At 62.2% G+C, this 17,656-nt stretch carries 17 protein-coding genes and 4 tRNA genes; 9 read left to right on the top strand and 12 right to left on the bottom strand.

What is annotated here, in order from left to right; genetic code table 11:
• Window positions 1-845: 845 nt before the first annotated feature.
• From EGJ09_RS04735 to EGJ09_RS04725, 3 genes are all read right to left on the bottom strand, one after another.
• A complete protein-coding gene (locus tag EGJ09_RS04735; protein ID WP_125923366.1) occupies window positions 846-2,174 on the bottom strand; it encodes an integrase arm-type DNA-binding domain-containing protein in 1,329 nt (442 codons plus the stop codon).
• A 165-nt stretch (window positions 2,175-2,339) separates the two neighbouring features.
• Window positions 2,340-2,415: transfer RNA gene (locus EGJ09_RS04730), tRNA-Thr, on the bottom strand.
• A gap of 70 nt (window positions 2,416-2,485) precedes the next feature.
• Window positions 2,486-2,896 (bottom strand): pilin, encoded by a 411-nt coding sequence (locus tag EGJ09_RS04725; RefSeq protein WP_125923365.1) that lies wholly within the window; start codon window positions 2,894-2,896, stop codon window positions 2,486-2,488.
• A 215-nt stretch (window positions 2,897-3,111) separates the two neighbouring features.
• Here EGJ09_RS04725 and EGJ09_RS04720 point away from each other — a divergent pair, with 215 nt between their 5' ends.
• From EGJ09_RS04720 to yacG, 4 genes are read left to right on the top strand one after another with little or no spacing between them, the layout of a single operon-like run.
• The gene (locus EGJ09_RS04720; protein WP_125923364.1) at window positions 3,112-4,320 is read left to right on the top strand and encodes a type II secretion system F family protein; all 1,209 of its coding nucleotides are present in this window, start codon (window positions 3,112-3,114) and stop codon (window positions 4,318-4,320) included.
• 2 nt (window positions 4,321-4,322) lie between these two features.
• Window positions 4,323-5,189: an A24 family peptidase gene (locus EGJ09_RS04715; protein WP_125923363.1), complete on the top strand. Its 867-nt coding sequence runs from the start codon at window positions 4,323-4,325 to the stop codon at window positions 5,187-5,189.
• Window positions 5,189-5,812 carry a dephospho-CoA kinase gene (gene coaE, locus EGJ09_RS04710; protein WP_046784640.1) on the top strand — a complete coding sequence of 208 codons (624 nt, stop codon included), beginning with the start codon at window positions 5,189-5,191 and terminating at the stop codon, window positions 5,810-5,812. Before EGJ09_RS04715 ends, coaE begins: the two co-directional genes overlap by 1 nt.
• Window positions 5,809-6,009 (top strand): DNA gyrase inhibitor YacG, encoded by a 201-nt coding sequence (yacG, locus tag EGJ09_RS04705; protein WP_012316341.1) that lies wholly within the window; start codon window positions 5,809-5,811, stop codon window positions 6,007-6,009. Before coaE ends, yacG begins: the two co-directional genes overlap by 4 nt.
• A 130-nt stretch (window positions 6,010-6,139) precedes the next feature.
• Here the strand turns inward: yacG and EGJ09_RS04700 are convergent, their stop codons facing one another.
• A complete protein-coding gene (locus tag EGJ09_RS04700) occupies window positions 6,140-6,880 on the bottom strand; it encodes an energy-coupling factor ABC transporter permease (RefSeq protein WP_125923362.1) in 741 nt (246 codons plus the stop codon).
• 34 nt (window positions 6,881-6,914) lie between these two features.
• On the opposite strand from EGJ09_RS04700, the gene EGJ09_RS04695 reads away from it, so the two are divergent.
• The 3 genes from EGJ09_RS04695 to EGJ09_RS04685 all read left to right on the top strand — a co-directional run bounded on the left by EGJ09_RS04695 (window position 6,915) and on the right by EGJ09_RS04685 (window position 9,230).
• Window positions 6,915-7,544: a DUF1780 domain-containing protein gene (locus tag EGJ09_RS04695; protein WP_012316343.1), complete on the top strand. Its 630-nt coding sequence runs from the start codon at window positions 6,915-6,917 to the stop codon at window positions 7,542-7,544.
• 132 nt (window positions 7,545-7,676) lie between these two features.
• Window positions 7,677-7,850, top strand: a complete 174-nt coding sequence (locus EGJ09_RS04690) for a DUF3094 domain-containing protein (RefSeq protein WP_012316344.1) — start codon at window positions 7,677-7,679, stop codon at window positions 7,848-7,850.
• 84 nt (window positions 7,851-7,934) lie between these two features.
• On the top strand, window positions 7,935-9,230 hold the full coding sequence (locus EGJ09_RS04685) for an NAD(P)/FAD-dependent oxidoreductase (protein WP_012316345.1): 1,296 nt from the start codon (window positions 7,935-7,937) through the stop codon (window positions 9,228-9,230).
• Window positions 9,231-9,349: 119 nt separating this feature from the next.
• Here EGJ09_RS04685 and EGJ09_RS04680 read toward each other — a convergent pair.
• The 6 genes from EGJ09_RS04680 to rluD form a co-directional block, all read right to left on the bottom strand.
• Window positions 9,350-9,425, bottom strand: a tRNA-Lys gene (locus EGJ09_RS04680).
• A 6-nt stretch (window positions 9,426-9,431) separates the two neighbouring features.
• A tRNA-Pro gene (locus tag EGJ09_RS04675) sits at window positions 9,432-9,508 on the bottom strand.
• 4 nt (window positions 9,509-9,512) lie between these two features.
• Window positions 9,513-9,588, bottom strand: a tRNA-Asn gene (locus tag EGJ09_RS04670).
• Window positions 9,589-10,010: 422 nt separating this feature from the next.
• Window positions 10,011-12,575: an ATP-dependent chaperone ClpB gene (gene clpB / locus EGJ09_RS04665; RefSeq protein ID WP_046784643.1), complete on the bottom strand. Its 2,565-nt coding sequence runs from the start codon at window positions 12,573-12,575 to the stop codon at window positions 10,011-10,013.
• A 243-nt stretch (window positions 12,576-12,818) separates the two neighbouring features.
• The gene (gene pgeF, locus EGJ09_RS04660) at window positions 12,819-13,559 is read right to left on the bottom strand and encodes a peptidoglycan editing factor PgeF (RefSeq protein ID WP_125923361.1); all 741 of its coding nucleotides are present in this window, start codon (window positions 13,557-13,559) and stop codon (window positions 12,819-12,821) included.
• Window positions 13,556-14,518: a 23S rRNA pseudouridine(1911/1915/1917) synthase RluD gene (gene rluD, locus EGJ09_RS04655; protein ID WP_039602973.1), complete on the bottom strand. Its 963-nt coding sequence runs from the start codon at window positions 14,516-14,518 to the stop codon at window positions 13,556-13,558. Before rluD ends, pgeF begins: the two co-directional genes overlap by 4 nt.
• Window positions 14,519-14,665: 147 nt before the next feature.
• Here rluD and EGJ09_RS04650 point away from each other — a divergent pair, with 147 nt between their 5' ends.
• Window positions 14,666-15,685 carry an outer membrane protein assembly factor BamD gene (locus EGJ09_RS04650; protein ID WP_125923360.1) on the top strand — a complete coding sequence of 340 codons (1,020 nt, stop codon included), beginning with the start codon at window positions 14,666-14,668 and terminating at the stop codon, window positions 15,683-15,685.
• 93 nt (window positions 15,686-15,778) lie between these two features.
• Window positions 15,779-16,009, top strand: coding sequence for a PP0621 family protein (locus tag EGJ09_RS04645; RefSeq protein WP_012316350.1), 231 nt, complete (start codon window positions 15,779-15,781; stop codon window positions 16,007-16,009).
• 105 nt (window positions 16,010-16,114) lie between these two features.
• Here EGJ09_RS04645 and thiO read toward each other — a convergent pair whose 3' ends face one another.
• Window positions 16,115-17,212, bottom strand: a complete 1,098-nt coding sequence (gene thiO, locus EGJ09_RS04640; RefSeq protein ID WP_115273825.1) for a glycine oxidase ThiO — start codon at window positions 17,210-17,212, stop codon at window positions 16,115-16,117.
• Window positions 17,213-17,265: 53 nt separating this feature from the next.
• Entirely contained in the window at window positions 17,266-17,655 is a 390-nt protein-coding gene (locus tag EGJ09_RS04635; RefSeq protein WP_046784647.1) for a type IV pilin protein, read from the bottom strand.
• Window position 17,656: the final 1 nt, after the last annotated feature.

The following is a 17,656-nucleotide window of genomic DNA, read 5'->3' as shown; positions in this document are numbered from 1 at the left end:
CAAGAATGCTGAGTGTTATCAGGGATCAAGGCCCCTGCGACCTGTGGGGAATGTCCTCTACGCGGGACTGGCGACTCCTTACGTCCGGGAGCAAGGGCATCTCATGATCTGGCCTCCTGAGCACCGTTACCGGTGGGCGGGTGGAGGCAGCACTGGCTGACGAGACCAGCGCCTGGAGATCTTGAGTCGGGTGAACACTGCGATGCGATGACCGGGGCATGCCTGACTGTCAGTCAGGTGCAGTCCATTCCTTGGCCTGCGGCACCATCATCTACAACGCTGTTGCTGGTGACATCGGCGTTTGTCACGCCGATTGTCACGAGTGGAGTTGCCGCAAAGCCAAGAGCGATGAGGGCTGCAGCAGTGCTAGAAGCGCCCGTCTCTTTTCAGGAAAAAGAGACGGGCGCAGGTTGGCGCAAGATTCGGCCAAGCGGATAGGTTGCTGCAGGGCAGCACAGTACGGTGTAGCTGGCGCACGAGGGCCATGAGATTAGAGAGCATCCATCACCGGGGAGGTAACCGGGCGAACTGCCGGATGCGAATCGCCCTTGGGGAGAACCACCGCGAGAGCGGCGTGACCTTTGAGGTTCGGGCCACCTGGGGTGCTGTCATCGACAGCGCTTGCACGGCCAGTTCTACGCCTGTGGATAAACTCGGTCAAGGGTCGAAACTCAGTGCTCTTGGGGACGTGAAAAGCGTTTATCCATTGGTGGAATTCCTTGGTAAATCCCGGACAACGTCGTGGCTTTTAGCTCTTCAAAGTGAGGTCCATCCAAACAGGGCGGCTTTGCAGCCCTGTTTGGATGGACCCGCGTGAAAGAGCAGCCCGCGCCGATCTTGCAGACTCACCCGCGATTGAATGCGCCATGACCATTTGGCAAGGCTGTGACGTTGTCGCCTACCGGATGGGCAAACTCATGCGGGGTAACATGGCCCGATCTGTTGGCATCGATGTAGTTACTCCACCACGCCATGATCAACCGACGCTGCTCCAGAAATTGGGCCTTGTGGATATACGCGGCGCGCACGCGGTTACGCTCCTGATGGCTCATCTGGCGCTCAATCGCCGCGTCCGTCCACAGCCCCGATTCGAGCAAGGCGCTACAAGCCATGGTCCTAAAACCATGTCCGCAGACGTCCTTGGTGGTGTCGTACCCCATATTGCGCAGCACCTGGTTAACCGTATTCTCCGACAAGGGTTTCCAGTACCTGTGGTCACCGGGCAACACCAGTTCAGAGAAGCGATTCAAGCTGCGCAGCCGTTCAAGGATTTCGATCACTTGAGGCGACAGCGGCACTATCTGAATGTCCCCACTCATCTTGGTCCCGCGTGTGGAATAGCGGACGCCTTCAATCGGCTTGCGGGTATCGGGGATCTCCCACATCGCCCGTTGGAGGTCGAATTCATCCCACCGGGCGAAGCGCAGTTCGCTGGAGCGCACGAACACATGCAGCGTCAGCAGCACTGCAAGCCGGGTCAGCTCGCGACCGGTGTAGTTGTCGATTCGATCCAACAGTTCAGGAAGGCGGTTTAGCGAGAGCGCAGGACGGTGCACGGCGCGCGGCGCTTGAATCGAGCCGGCCAGATCGAGCGCCGGGTTTTGAGTGATCTGCCGCGCCCGCTTCGCACCCCGCATAATCGTGGATAGATAGTTCTGCACACGCAGCGCTACATCCATGGTGCCGCGATCCTTGATCCGCTGGGTGACTTCAAGGAGGTCATGGGTGTCGAGCTCAGCGATAGGCCGCTGGCCAATCAATGGAAACACATGGGTACGCAACCTGCTCAGCACCGTCTTGGCATGGCTCTCAGTCCACCGTCGGGACATTTCGACGTGCCACTCCAAAGCGACGGTTTCAAAGAGAAGGCTCGCCCGCTGAGCAGCGATCTTGGCCTTCTGCTTTTCTTCCATCGGATCAACGTTGTCGAGCAACAGAGCCTTGGCCTCATCGCGCTTGGTCCTCGCGACAGCCAACGAAACGATGGGGTACTTACCGATGATCAGCGTGCCTTCCTTGCCGCTGGGTTTGAAATACCGCAGCCGCCAAGTCTTCGAGCCACTCGGCGCGACGTACAGGTACATACCCCCGCCGTCGAACAGTTTGTAGGCGCGATCACGCGGTTTGGCCCTGCGGCATTTGAGGTCGCTGAGCGGAATGGCTAGGCGTGGCATAGGGGTACGTTCTCCATTCAGGAAAGACGCTGTCCCCCAAAAACACCCCCCGGTTATTGGGGATTTTATTGGTTCCCGACGGAGGGTCGTGGCAATGAAAAACCGGCCAGAAGGCCGGTTTAGAGGGCTTCCAAAGCATTCAGCGGAATGCAGTGGAGCTGGATGTGGTGCCGGAGACAGGAATCGAACCTGCGACCTTCGCGTTACGAGTGCGCTGCTCTACCGACTGAGCTACACCGGCGTGTAGCGCAACGTACCACTGCCGCAGCCGTTACGCAAACGCCTGTTTCCGCTGACTTATTCCCCTGCCCTCAGGCCCCTTTGCAGCCACTGGGCGCCAAGTCTTCCTCGATGTTGGTGGTGCAGCGCCAGCCGGTAGCCGAGCGCGTCAGGGTGAGGGCCTTGCCCGCCACATTGGCCGGCGCGTCCACCAGGGTGCAGACGATGCTCCCGTTGCCGTCGGCAGCCTTGCCGGCAGCGGTGATCGAGCAATGCGCGGTCGCGGGCTGGCCGCCCAGTGCAGCTACATCGGCCACATCCTTCCCTTCATTCAAGCGCAGGTCCATCGCTGTCTTCAGCGCGCTGATCTCCAGCAAACCGGCAGCCGCCTTGGTGCGTGACTGGTGGTTGGTGTACATCGGGATGGCGATGGTCGCCAGGATGCCGATGATCGCGACGACGATCATCAGTTCGATCAGGGTGATACCGCGTTGCCCTTTCATGAACGGTTTCCTTTTTGATACGCGTGTTCGTTGAGGTCAGGCTCGACCCCGGCTGGCAGCGGCGCAGTAGGCCTGAACAGACACCTTTTGTCACCCCTGCCGGCCGGGGCGTCACCTTCGCTGAACTACTCTAGTGAGCATCGCCAATGCGCGCCCCTTCATGGACACGACAAGCTGTTTCCAGGCTTGTCACACGGGCAGAAAAGGACCTTTGCATGAACCATTCAACACAGCGCTATGCCTGGCAGGGCATCGATGCCAATGGCGCAGAAGTGCGCGGGCAGATGGCTGGGCGCAGCCCGGCCTATGTGCGGGCCGGGCTGCAGCGCCAGGGCATTCGCGTGGCTAGTTTGCGGCCCGCGGGCGGGCTGGTGTGGCGCTGGCCTGCACGTAGGGTAAAGAGCGACCCGGCGGGTTTCAGCCGGCAGTTGGCAACGTTGCTGAGGGCAGGTGTACCGCTGCTGCAGGCCTTCCAGGTGATGGGCCGCAGTGGGTGCAGCGCGGGGCAGGCAGCGTTGCTGGAACGTTTGAAACAGGATGTGGCGGCGGGGTTGGGGCTGGCGGATGCGTTGCAGCGCCACCCGCAGTGGTTCGACGGGCTTTACTGCAACCTGGTACGCGTGGGCGAGCAATCCGGCACGCTCGACCGGCAGCTTGAGCAACTGGCGGGCATGCTGGAGCAGCGCCAGGCACTGCTCAAACGGGTGCGCAAGGCGATGCTGTATCCGCTGCTGCTGTTGCTCACCGGCCTAGGCGTGTCGGCGGTGCTGTTGCTGGAAGTGATTCCGCGCTTTGAAAGTCTGTTTGCCGGCTTTGATGCTGCGTTGCCGGCGTTCACGCAATGGGTCATCGGCTTGTCCACAGGGCTGGGCCGCCATGGGCCGCTGCTGTTGATAACCCTGCTTGTGGTGGTATTGGGTATGCGCCAGCTGTATCGGCAGCATGCGCCAGCACGCCTGTGGATATCTTGCCAGGTACTGCGCCTGCCGGTGTTCGGTCGGCTGCTGGGACAAGCAGCGCTCGCCCGTTTTGCACGCAGCCTGGCTACGGCGTATGCCGCTGGGGTACCGCTGCTGGATGGGCTGGGCACCGTGGCCAGGGCCTGTGGGGGCGAGCTGCACGAGCGGGCCATTTTGCGGCTGCGCCAGGGCATGGCCAATGGGCAAGGGCTGCATCAGGCGATGGCGGCTGAGCCGTTGTTCCCGCCGTTGCTGGTGCAGCTGACGGCCATCGGTGAATCAAGCGGCACCCTGGACCAGATGCTGGAAAAAGCCGCCAGCCTTTACGAGGAACAGGTCAGCCAGGCGCTGGACCAGTTGACCAGCCTGCTGGAGCCAGCCATCGTGCTGGTCCTGGGCCTGCTGGTCGGTGGCCTGGTGGTGGCGATGTACCTGCCGATCTTCCAGTTGGGTAGTTTGATCTGAACATGACTTTATGGACTTTACTGGCCGAACAGCCGGCGTACTTCTTCACCCTTGCGACAGTGCTTGGCCTGTTGGTCGGCAGCTTCATCAATGTGGTGGCGTACCGGCTGCCGATCATGCTGGAGCGCCAATGGCAGCGTGAAGCGCAGGAGGCGCTGGGGCTGCCGACCGATGAGCATGAGCGCTTCGACCTGTGCCTGCCCGCTTCACGTTGCCCGCACTGTGGGCATGCGATTCGTGCCTGGGAGAATATTCCGGTGCTCAGTTACCTGGCCTTGCGCGGGCGCTGCTCTGCGTGCAAACAGCCTATCGGCTCACGGTACCCGCTGGTGGAGCTGGCCTGCGCCTTGCTGTCGCTGACGGTGGCCTGGCATTCCGGTGCCGGGATGGAGGCACTGGCCTTGCTGGCCTTTACCTGGAGCCTGCTGGCGCTGAGCCTTATCGACCACGACAAGCAGATATTGCCGGATGTGCTGGTGCTGCCAACGCTGTGGCTGGGGCTGATCGTCAATGTTTTCGATACCGTGGTGCCATTGTCCGACGCCATCTGGGGCGCGATGGCTGGTTATCTCAGCCTGTGGACAGTGTATTGGTTGTTCAAACTGATCACCGGCAAGGAAGGCATGGGTTACGGCGACTTCAAACTGCTGGCACTGATCGGGGCCTGGGGCGGCTGGCAGGTAGTGCCGCTGACCTTGATGCTATCGTCGCTGGTCGGGGCGGTGGTGGGGCTGTGCATGTTGCGCCTGCGCAGCCATTCGATGGGTACGGCGATACCTTTTGGTCCTTATCTGGCCATTGCGGGGTGGATTGCCGTGCTCTGGGGTGATGAAATATACACCTCATACCTGCAACTGCTTGGATTCTGATGACCACTGCGCCGTTCACCCCCTGGATTCTCGGCCTCACCGGCGGCATTGGCAGCGGCAAGAGCGCTGCCGCCGAGCGCTTCGTCGAGCTTGGTGTGCACCTGGTCGATGCCGACCAGGCAGCGCGTTGGGTCGTGGAGCCCGGCCGCCCGGCCCTGGCCAGCATTGTCGAGCGCTTTGGCCCGGGCGTGCTGCTGGAGGACGGCCAGCTCGATCGCACAGCGTTGCGCCAGTTGATCTTCGCCGACCCGGCCCAGCGCAAATGGCTTGAACAGCTGCTGCACCCACTGATCGGGCAGGAGATATTCAGCTACCTGGCCAAGGCTGAGTCGCCGTATGCGGTGTATGTGTCGCCGCTGCTGATCGAGTCTGGCCAGTACCAGAAAACCCAGCGAGTGCTGGTGATCGATGCACCGCAAGCGCTGCAGGTAGCGCGCACCTTGCAGCGGGACAACACCAGCCCCGAGCAGGTGCAAGCCATCCTCAAGGCTCAGTTGGCCCGCGACGAGCGCTTGCGCCATGCCGATGATGTGGTGGTCAACGACAGTGACCTTGCCGCGCTGCATGCGCAGATCGACCATCTGCACCACTTTTACCTGACTTTACGAGGAGGCCAGCCATGAGCCAGCCATTGACCGTCGATTGCCCTACCTGTGGCGCACCTGTGGAATGGGACGCGAAGAACGCGTTCCGGCCGTTCTGCTCTGACCGTTGCAAGTTGATCGACCTGGGTGCCTGGGCGGCTGAGGAGCACAAGATTGCGGGGTCGCAAGAGTCCGAGGATGAGTTGTATTCGGGCGACCTGGAGCCGCGGCACTAAGGCGCCGCATCGGGACCGGTAGGCGCGGCCTTGTGTCGCGAAAGGGCTGCGCAGCGGCCCTCGATGTTTCGGTATTGATGCAACAATTGCTGGGGCCGCTCTGCGGCCCTTTCGCGACACAAGGCCGCTGCTACTCGTCCTTCCACGCTGCCTGCAGGTACCGCGTGCGGTTGAATGTCTCCAGCCACTCCGGGCAGAACACCACCAGCGCACTGACCACCATGCCGTTGATGAACGCCTCCGGGAACATCATCAGCCACAGGTAGCCGACAAAGTCGCTGAGCCACTCCGGCATGGCGAAGCGCCCGTCCAGCCACAGCAGCCCCAACCCGGCCAGCAGGCACACCAGCACGGTCAGTGCTGCGGGAAAGAACCCCGAGCAGAAGATGTAAACGAAGAGGTTACGCGGCTGCGCCCGCTCGACCAGGATGGCGCACACCTCGGTGATCAGCACCGGCAGGCCGATCAGCAGCAGGCCGTTGATACCAAGTGCTGCCAGGTCCTGGCGCCCCAGCGCCAACAAGCCGAGCTGGGCCAGAAACCCGCCAAGCACCGCCAGCGGCCAGTCCAGCAACAACGTCACGGCGGTCATGCCGATGAAGTGGTACGACACACCGGTGTCGAAGTCGCGCCTGACTAGCCAAAGTGCAAACAGGCAGAACACCGTACCGAACAGCAGGTGCTGCCGGCGGCTGTCGGCGAACAGTTCCAGCCAGCGAGTGCGGCTGGCCGCCCACAGCAGCAAAGGGACGAACCCTACCCAACCGAGCGTGAGGCTGGTGCTGGACAACACTTGCGCGCTGATCACTTGACGAATGCCCCTGTCGAGACTGTGGACATACCTGAGTCTACACCCATTCAAAAACAGCATCTTATCGTCATGGTTTAGCGTCTAAGCTGTGAGCATGGATGACTCAGACTACCTGCGCCTGCTCACCATCCAGGCCGAACAAGCCAATGCATTCCTCTCCAATGCTCGCAAATGGGAGCGGGAGCGTTGGGTATGCCAGCGCCTGCTGCAGGGGCTGAACATCCCCTATCGCAGTGAAGATTTCACCCCGGCCGGCCAGGAGCCGCCCGACGTGCTGTTCCGCGATGCGTCGTTCGAGGTGTTTTTTGTGCTCGACGAAGGCCGCCGGCTCAATGATGAGTGGCGCGAAGAGCTGCAGCGAAGGCGCAGCGCCTTTTCACTGGCCCAGCTGGTACGGCGCGAGGCGCGGCCCAGGCGTATCGCCGCCACCGAGCTGCTGGCGCGGCTGGCGCCCACCTTGCGCAAAAAGGCGCACAACTATCGCGAACGCGGGCTGGACCTGAGCGAGCTGGACATCATCGCCTTCGCCAGCCTCAAGCGTGAAGTGCTCGACCTCAACACCCACTTCCCGCCGCCCACCGAGTACCTGCGCCAGGGTTGGCGCTCGCTGTCGCTGGTGGGGCCGACCTTTGCCCGGGTGCTGTTCGCCCACCCCGATGCCCCGGACTTTCTGCGCGGCAACCTGGGGCGCAGCATCGTGTTCGACGTGGGCATCAGTCTTTGATCCAGTGCCGAGAGTCTTTGCGATGGCGTACACTCGGCGCCAGGGATAGAAAGCTTTATCATTTGTCTCAAGTACTTGCCGGAACGCTGTAGCGTTCAGGCAGTCACATACGTCTACCTGACGAGGCCCACCATGACCAGCCGACTGAATCCGGAAGATCAGCGTCGTGTCGATGAGTATCTGCGAGCCCCTCAGCACCAAGTCGAGCGCAAGCCATTCCGGCCGTGGCTGCTCCTTGTGCTGGTGGTGGCCGTGACCATCGGGCTGGGCCTCATCAGCCGCCTGTTGAGTGGACTGGTGCTATGAGCTGCCTCGCGCTCGCCCTCCCCTCATGCAGTTTGCGGCCGGCCCCTGGGGCCACGAATTCCGTAAACCTTATGAGATATCCCCATGACTCATCGCATCGTGATTGTCGGCGGCGGCGCCGGCGGCCTGGAACTGGCGACCCGCCTGGGTAAAACCCTCGGCAAGCGCAAGCAGGCCGAAATCACCCTGGTCGACGCCAACCTCACGCACATCTGGAAGCCGCTGCTGCACGAAGTGGCCGCCGGCTCGCTCAACTCCTCGGAAGACGAACTGAACTACGTGGCCCAGGCCAAGTGGAACCACTTCAACTTCCAGCTGGGGCGCATGAGCGGCCTGGACCGTGAAGGCAAGCAGATCCAACTGGCCGCCACCCTCGATGAAGAGGGCCGCGAGCTGGTGCCTGCGCGCACCTTGCGCTATGACACCCTGGTCATTGCCGTGGGCAGCAACACCAACGACTTCGGTACCCTTGGCGCGGCGCAGCACTGCCTGTTCCTGGATACCCGCAAGCAGGCCGAGCGTTTCCACCAGCAACTGCTCAACCACTACCTGCGTGCCCATGCGGGTGACCAGGCCAGCGAGAAGATCAGCGTGGCGATCGTCGGCGCCGGTGCCACCGGTGTGGAGCTGGCGGCCGAACTGCACCACGCAGCGCATGAACTGGCGGCTTATGGCCTGGACCGTATCCAGCCAAAAGACATGCACATCACCGTGATCGAGGCGGGCCCGCGCGTGCTGCCGGCGCTGCCAGAGCGCATCAGCGTGCCGGTGCACAAGACCCTGGAAAAGCTCGGCGTGACGGTGATGACCAACGCTGCCGTCAGCGAAGTGACCGCCGATGGCCTGAAGACCGCCAACGGCGAAGTGATCCAGGCCAGCCTCAAGGTGTGGGCGGCCGGTATTCGTGCGCCGGGCTTCCTCAAGGATATCGACGGCCTGGAAACCAACCGTATCAACCAGCTGGTGGTGCGCCCTACCCTGCAAACCACCCGCGACGATGACATCTTCGCCTTCGGTGACTGTGCAGCCTGCCCGCAACCGGGCAGCGACCGCAACGTGCCGCCACGCGCCCAGGCAGCGCACCAGCAGGCCGAGATGCTGGCCAAGAGCCTGAAAGCGCGCCTGGAGAACAAGCCGCTGCCGACCTATGCCTACAAGGATTACGGTTCGCTGGTGTCGCTGTCGCGCTTCTCGGCGGTGGGTAACCTGATGGGCAACCTGATGGGTAGCGTGAAGCTGGAGGGCTGGCTGGCGCGGATGTTTTATGTGTCGCTTTACCGCATGCACCAGATGGCGCTGTACGGGTTCTTCCGCACGGCGATGATGATGCTGGGAAGCAAAATTGGGAGGGGCACTGAGCCGCGACTGAAGCTGCACTGATCGTGTAGAAAGGGGGCCGCTGATGCGGCCCTTTTTTTTGCTTCCGGTTGGCGGTACTGGCCAAAACTTTTCGCGAGACAAAAGAAAAAGGGCATCTCAGTCGAGATGCCCTTTTTACATGGTGGGTCGTGTAGGATTCGAACCTACGACCAATTGGTTAAAAGCCAACTGCTCTACCAACTGAGCTAACGACCCTGAAAATGGTCGGGGTGAGGGGATTCGAACTCCTGACATCCTGCTCCCAAAGCAGGCGCGCTACCGGACTGCGCTACACCCCGAGATTGGCTCCGCGACCTGGACTCGAACCAGGGACCCAATGATTAACAGTCATTTGCTCTACCGACTGAGCTATCGCGGAACTGAACTTCGGTACATCTTTACAGCTTCGAAGTCTGTGTTAGCTTCGATCTCTTTGGCTATCCGCTTTCGCGTTGTCGCTGCTGAGGCCGGCTATTCTACATTCTTCGTTTTGCTTGTCAACCACTTTTTTTCATTCAACTTACTGATTTCTAAGTTGTTTTGCGGTCACCGATGTTGCTGGTGATTCGCTTAGTGCCTGACAACGCGGCGTATATTAGGGGCACTCTAATTTCTGTGCAAGCGTTTTTTTCAAAAATTTCAGCAAGTTATGGAAAAAACTGGCGAGGCCCCGATTTTGCTGGGTTTGGCCGGGGCTGTTCGCCGGCAAGCCGCCCCCCACAGGGTTCCCCGTGGGCTGCCGAAACGCTGCGGCCTTAAAAAAGCCCCGCAGGTGCGGGGCTAGTTTTTGCAGCGAAGGGATCAGGCGAACACGATTTCTTCGCCTTCCACCTTGGCAGTGATCGCCGAACCCGGCATGAATTTGCCGGCCAGGATCATTTGCGCCAGCGGGTTCTCGATCCAGCGCTGGATCGCCCGCTTCAGCGGCCGGGCGCCATACACCGGGTCGTAACCCACCGCGATCAGCTTGTCCAACGCCTCCGGGCTCAGGCTCAAGGCCAGCTCGCGCTCGCTCAGGCGGCTGCGCAGGCGGCCAAGCTGGATCTCGGTGATGCCGGCGATCTGCTCGCGGCCCAAGGGCTCGAACACCACCACTTCGTCGATCCGGTTGACGAACTCCGGACGGAAGTGCGCACCCACCGCATCCATCACTGCCGCACGCTGCGCTTCGCGATCACCGGCCAGCTCCTGGATCTGCGCCGAGCCCAGGTTGGAGGTCATCACGATCACCGTGTTGCGGAAGTCCACCGTACGGCCGTGGCTGTCGGTCAGGCGGCCATCCTCGAGCACCTGCAGCAGCACGTTGAACACATCCGGGTGAGCCTTCTCCACTTCATCCAGCAGCACCACCGAGTATGGCTTGCGCCGTACCGCTTCGGTCAGGTAACCGCCCTCTTCATAACCTACATAGCCTGGTGGGGCGCCGATCAGGCGAGCCACGGAGTGTTTCTCCATGAACTCGGACATGTCGATCCGCACCATAGCCTCTTCGGTGTCGAACAGGAATTCGGCCAGGGCCTTGCACAGCTCGGTCTTGCCCACACCGGTCGGGCCGAGGAACATGAACGAACCACTTGGCCGGTTCGGGTCGGAAAGGCCGGCACGCGAACGGCGTACGGCGTTGGCTACGGCGGTCACCGCCTCGTGCTGGCCGATCACGCGCTGGTGCAGCAGGTCTTCCATTTTCAGCAGTTTTTCGCGCTCGCCTTCCAGCATCTTGGCCACCGGGATGCCGGTCCACTTGGACACTACTTCGGCAATCTCTTCCTCGGTCACCTTGTTGCGCAGCAGCTGGTTTTCGGTCTTGCCATGCTGGTCGACCATCTGCAGGCTGCGCTCCAGGTCCGGGATAACCCCGTACTGCAGTTCGGCCATGCGGTTCAGGTCGCCTTTGCGACGGGCCGCTTCCAGCTCCTGGCGGGCTTGCTCGATCTTTTGCTGGATCTGCGCCGAGCCCTGCACTTCTGCCTTCTCGGACGCCCAGATTTCTTCCAGGTCGGAATACTCACGCTCCAGGCGCTCGATTTCCTCGGTCAGCTTCTCCAGGCGCTTCTTGGCTGCTTCGTCTTCTTCTTTCTTCAGCGCCTGGGATTCCACCTTCAGCTGGATCAGGCGACGGTCGAGGCGGTCGAGTACTTCCGGCTTGGAGTCGATCTCCATGCGGATACGGCTGGCCGCTTCGTCGATCAGGTCGATGGCCTTGTCCGGCAGCTGGCGGTCGGTGATGTAGCGGTGGCTGAGCTTGGCCGCAGCAATGATCGCGCCGTCGGTGATGGCCACCTTGTGGTGCACTTCATAGCGCTCTTTGAGGCCACGCAGGATGGCGATGGTGTCTTCCTCGCTCGGCTCCTCCACCAATACCTTCTGGAAGCGCCGCTCCAGGGCGGCGTCCTTCTCGATGAACTGGCGGTATTCGTTGAGCGTGGTGGCACCGACGCAATGCAGTTCACCACGGGCCAGCGCCGGCTTGAGCATGTTGCCGGCGTCCATGGCGCCTTCGCCTTTACCGGCACCGACCATGGTATGCAGCTCGTCGATGAACAGGATGATCTGGCCTTCCTGCTTGGACAGCTCGTTGAGCAACGACTTGAGGCGCTCTTCGAACTCACCGCGGTACTTGGCGCCGGCGATCAGCGCGCCCATGTCCAGCGCCAGCAGGCGCTTGCCCTTGAGGCCGTCCGGCACTTCACCGTTGATGATGCGCTGGGCCAGGCCTTCGGCGATGGCCGTCTTGCCCACGCCGGGTTCGCCGATCAGCACGGGGTTGTTCTTGGTACGGCGCTGCAGCACCTGCACGGTGCGGCGAATTTCGTCGTCACGGCCGATGACCGGGTCCAGCTTGCCCTCTTCGGCACGCTTGGTCAGGTCGACGGTGTACTTGTCCAGCGCCTGGCGCGACTCTTCGGCATTGGCGTCGTTCACCGCCGCGCCGCCGCGCAGGTTGTTGATGGCGTTTTCCAGGGCCTTCTTGCTCACGCCCTGGCTGAGCAGCAGCTTGCCGAGCTTGCTGTTCTCATCCATGGCGGCGAGCAGCACCAGCTCGCTGGAAATGAACTGGTCGCCCTTCTGCTGGGCCAGGCGGTCGGCCTGGTTGAGCAGGCGCGCCAAGTCCTGCGACATGTTCACATCGCCGGTGGGGTTCTGGATTTTCGGCAGCTGGTCGAGTTCTTTTACCAGTGCCTGGCGCAGGTTGTTGATGTCGAAGCCGACCTGCATGAGCAGTGGCTTGATCGAACCACCTTGCTGCTCGATCAACGCCTGCAAGAGGTGCAGGGGTTCGATGGCAGGGTGGTCCATGCCAACGGCCAGGGACTGGGCATCGGATATCGCTAATTGAAGCTTGCTGGTCAAACGGTCTATTCGCATGGGGATACCTTCCTGTAAGGGCAGGTCGGAGCGATGGACAGCGCCTTTGATGAAGAAACCTGCCTGAGATGACCTTATAGATAAGGGTGATTCTGGAAGTTTCAAGCGTAGCGGGGTTGACTAAAGTCAGCCTAATGGATTAGCGGTGCCCCAATCGCCGGCAAGCCGGCCACAGGAATGCGCAAACTTCAAGAAAGGTGGGTACTTGTGGGAGCCGGCTTGCCGGCGATGAGGCCGGGCCTGTCAGCGAGGATCTAGCCAGACCAAAGAAGCAAACCGCCCACCCTGCGGGGTGCGGCGATAGGAGAAAAACCGCTCATCGCTGACGGTGCAAAAACCGCCGCCATAGACCGCAGTAACGCCGCGCGCCGCCAGGCGAATGCGCGCCAGCGCATAGATGTCGGCCATCAGCTTGCCCGGCCGCTCACCCTCGACAAAGGCCTTGGCAGCCTCCGGGTGCACGGCGGTGAAGGCATCCCGCACTTCCAGGCCCACTTCGAATGCCTGCGGGCCGATGGCAGGCCCCAACCACACCAGCACCTCTTCAGGCGGCAATGCCAGGCGCTCCAGCGTGGCTTCCAGCACGCCACCGGCCAGCCCGCGCCAGCCCGCATGTGCGGCAGCCACACGGGTGCCCGCGCGGTCGCAGAACAGCACGGGCAGGCAGTCGGCAGTCATTACGGTGCAGGCAATGCCTGGCTGGTCGGTCCAGCCGGCGTCGGCTTCGGCGACCACCGACGGGTCGGCATCCGCCACGATCACGCCATGCACCTGCTTGAGCCAGGCGGGCTGAATGGCAAATTCGTCGCTCAGGCGGCGGCGGTTCTCGGCGACCGCAAGCGGGTCGTCGCCCACGTGGTCACCGAGGTTGAAGGATTCATAGGGCGGCAGGCTAATGCCACCCTCACGGGTGGAGACACAGGCGCGAACCGAGGCCGGAGCCGGCCAGTCGGGGAACAGCAGCGCCTGCGTCAGGCCACTCATCCGATAAACGCCTCGCGGTCCTGGTTCAGCAGCGACAGCAACCAGACAAAGTCATCCGGCAGTTCCGACGCCCACTCCATGCGCTCACCGGTAGTGGGGTGGTCCAGCGCCAGGAAGCGTGCATGCAGGGCCTGGCGCGGGAAGGTCTTGACAGCCTCGACCATGGTCGGGCTGGCTGCCGGCGGGATGCGGAAGCGGCCGCCGTAGGTCTGGTCGCCGACCAGCGGGAAACCGACATGGGCCATGTGCACACGGATCTGGTGAGTACGGCCGGTTTCCAGCTTGACCCGCACGTGGGTGTGCGAACGGAAGCGCTTGAGCACACGGTAGTGGCTGACCGCCGGCTTGCCGCCTTCGGTCACTGCCATGCGCTGGCGTGCGCCACCGTGACGGCCGATCGGGGCGTTGATCTTGCCGCCGGCAGTTACCACGCCGATCACGATGCACTCGTAGATCCGGCTGACCGTACGGCTCTGCAGCTGCTCGACCAGCTTGGTCTGCGCCTGCAGGGTCTTGGCCACGACCATCAGGCCGGTGGTGTCTTTGTCCAGGCGATGGACAATGCCAGCGCGCGGTACGTTGACGATATCCGGCACATGGTGCAGCAAGGCGTTGAGCAATGTGCCACTGGCGTGCCCGGCAGCCGGGTGCACGACCAGCCCGGCCGGCTTGTTGATCACCATGATCTGGTCGTCTTCGTAGACGATGTCCAGCTCGATGTCTTCGGCGATCCACTCGCCCTGGGCCTCTTGCTCGGCCTCAAGTGCAAGCATGGAGCCACCATGGACGGTGTCTCGAGGGCGCACGACGGCACCATCGACCGTCAGGCGGCCCTCTTTGATCCACGAAGTAAGCCGCGAACGCGAGTACTCGGCGAACAATTGGGCGGCGACCTGGTCGAGGCGTTGACCGCCCAGTTCGGACGGTACCTCTGCGCTAAGTTGAATGATCTCGGACATGCTCGATTCGGCGGGCGCACAGCCTTTGGTTTCGGCTGCGAGCTTGTGGTTAAATACGGCTTCTTTTGTCCCGGGGTTGGCCGGGGCGCTCATCATAACAGGACGGCACCGCCCAAGACAGCGGCCGTCAAAGGGACGCAAGCCGCTATGCAAGTGAAACACCTGCTGCTGATCGCCATCCTCGGGCTTACCGCGGCCTGTTCCTCTAATAAAGAGGTCATTGACGAGAACCTCAGCGAGGCCGAGCTGTATCAGCAGGCCCAGGCTGATCTGGACAACTCCAGCTACAACAGCGCCGTGAACAAGCTCAAGGCCCTGGAGTCGCGCTACCCGTTCGGCCGTTACGCCGACCAGGCGCAGCTCGAGCTGATCTACGCCAACTACAAGAATTCCGAGCCCGAGGCTGCCAAGTCGGCTGCCGAGCGCTTCATCCGCCTGCACCCGCAGCACCCGAACGTCGACTACGCCTACTACCTCAAGGGCCTGACCTCGTTCGACCAGGACCGCGGCCTGGTGGCGCGCTTCCTGCCGCTGGACATGACCAAGCGTGACCCGGGTGCCGCCCGCGACTCGTACAACGAATTCGCCCAGCTGACCAGCCGCTTCCCCAACAGCCGCTACGCCCCGGACGCCAAGCAGCGCATGATCTACCTGCGCAACCTGCTGGCGTCTTATGAAATCCACGTGGCCGACTACTACCTGAGTCGCCAGGCTTACGTGGCCGCCGCCAACCGTGGCCGCTACGTGGTGGAAAACTTCCAGGAAACCCCATCGGTCGGCGACGGCCTGGCCGTGATGGTCGAGGCATACCAGAAGATGCACCTGGACGACCTGGCCGCCACCAGCCTGGAAACCCTCAAGCTCAACTACCCTGACCACCCGAGCCTGGCCGATGGTGAGTTCCAGCCCAAGCAAACCGAGTCTGACGGCCGCGGCTGGCTGTCCAAGGCCACCCTGGGCCTGATCGAAACCGACGCGCCACTGCCACCGGGTGAAACCCGCGCCAACCAGGACGTGGTCCGCCAGTTCCAGGATGCCCGCGCCGAGATGCCGCAGGACTTGCTGCCCAAAGATGAAGACGGCGACCCGATCCTGCCGGAAGGGCCGAAAGAAGCCGAAAAAGACCGCTCCTGGTTCAGCTACATGACCTTTGGTCTGTTCGACTGATTCAACAGGGTGCGAGAAAGGGAGACTGAGGTCTCCCTTTTTTATTGGCCTCGTCCTAGACTGTCGCCTCAATCAATAGACAAGCTGGACACCATGGTTCGCCTACTTTTCTGGATCGCCCTGATCGCCGCCGCGTTCTGGCTGTGGCGCAAATTCAAGATCAGCCAGCAGTCGCCGTCCGAGCCGAAACTCGACGACCCGCTGAAGATGGTGCGCTGCGCCCACTGCGGCGTGCACCTGCCCAATGACCGGGCGCTGCAGCAGGGCAGTCAGTGGTATTGCAGCCAGGCGCACCTTCAGCAAGGGCCTGGCCAGCAGGACTGAGCCAGTACCGCACGGGCCCAATCGCCGGCAAGCCGACTCCCACGCTGTACCTTGTGGGAGCAACTGTCTTGCCGGCGATTGGGCCGCTAAGCGGCCCCAGCGATTTCAGCCAAGACGCCCGGCCGGGGCATAAGGCGCCGGGTCAATGATCGGCTCCACCCCTGTCAGCAAATCAGTAAACAACTGACACGAAGCTGGCGCCAGCACCAACCCATTGCGGTAATGCCCACAGTTCAACCACAACCCGTCATGCCCCGGCACTCGGCCGATATACGGAATGCCTTCAGGCGAACCTGGCCGCAGCCCTGCCCAGTGCGCCACCACCGTGGCATCCGCAAGCTCCGGCAACAACTCTGCCGCTGAAGCCTTGAGGCTCGCCAGTGCATCCTCGGTCGGGGTCTTGTCGTACCCGGCATGCTCCAGCGTGCTGCCCACCAAAATGTGCCCGTCACGGCGCGGAATCGCATAGCGTCCCTTGGCCAGCACCATGCTCGGCAAGAAGTCTTCGGCGCACTTGAACAGGATCATCTGGCCTTTCACCGGTTCCACCGGCAGCTCAATGCCTAGCGTGCGCAGCAGATCGCCGCTCCAGGCGCCAGCGCTGAGCACGACATCATCAGCCTGCAGCACGCCGTCTGCGGTCTGCACGCCAGTCACGCGCTCACCGTCCTGAACAAAGCCGGTGATCTGGCAGTGCTCGCGCAAGGTCACGTTGGGCATTGCCAGCAGCGCAGCCTTCAGTGCCTTGACCAGCCGCGGGTTGCGCACATTGGCCACGCCTGCCATGTAGATGGCGCGCTTGAAGCCTGGGCCCAGTACGGGGACCGCGTCATAGGCCGCCGAAATATCCACAGGGCTGAGCGGCCGCCGCTCGCGTTCTGCCCAGGCCAGCGCCTCGGCTTCATCGTCCAGGTCGAGCCAGTACAAGCCGGTGGTGTGGACTTGCGGATCAATACCGGTGCTGGAGAACAGATGCTCACCCAGCTGTGGATAAAAGTCCTGCGACCAGTGCGCCAGGGCAGTGACTGCCTGGCTGTAGCGCCAAGGGTAAAGCGGCGAGACGATACCGCCGCCCGCCCAGGACGATTCACGCCCGACCTCGGCCTGGTCACATACCACTACCTGGCCGACCTTCGCTGCCAGGTTGAACGCTGTCAACAGGCCGATCACCCCGCCGCCGACCACCACTACTTGCTTGTTCATCTGTCGATCCAACACCTGAAGTAAAACCGCGATGCACGGGCATCATTCAACCTTCAGCTCCCCCAGCAGCGCTCAATAGCCCCGGTGCCATCCGGGTTGCTCTGTACACCGGCCTGGTCGAGCTGGAAATCACCGCAGCGATCGTCCGCCATCAAACCATGCGGCAGACGCCGTGCACGCAGCGTGAAGGTATCGCTGCCGCGTTCGGCATGCAGGCTGTAATGGCGGTTGCCAGCGGGCAATGCCGGTTCGCCCTCGGCGTACTGGCCGGTGCGTACACGGTGGTGTTCCAGGCGCAGGGCAGCGTCATGCAGCAGGCCAACCACTTCGCTGCGTGCGGCTCGCCTGAGCTGGTCGCTGTAACTGGGGTAGGCAATGGCTGCCAGAATGCCGGTGACAGCCACGACAATCAACAACTCGATCAGGCTCAGGCCTTGCTGCATG

It is taken from the genome of Pseudomonas sp. p106 (genome assembly GCF_003936645.1).
GTDB lineage: Bacteria > Pseudomonadota > Gammaproteobacteria > Pseudomonadales > Pseudomonadaceae > Aquipseudomonas > Aquipseudomonas putida_E.
Note: the sequence above shows the minus strand (reverse complement) of the source record. Positions and strands in the feature narration are given on the sequence as shown.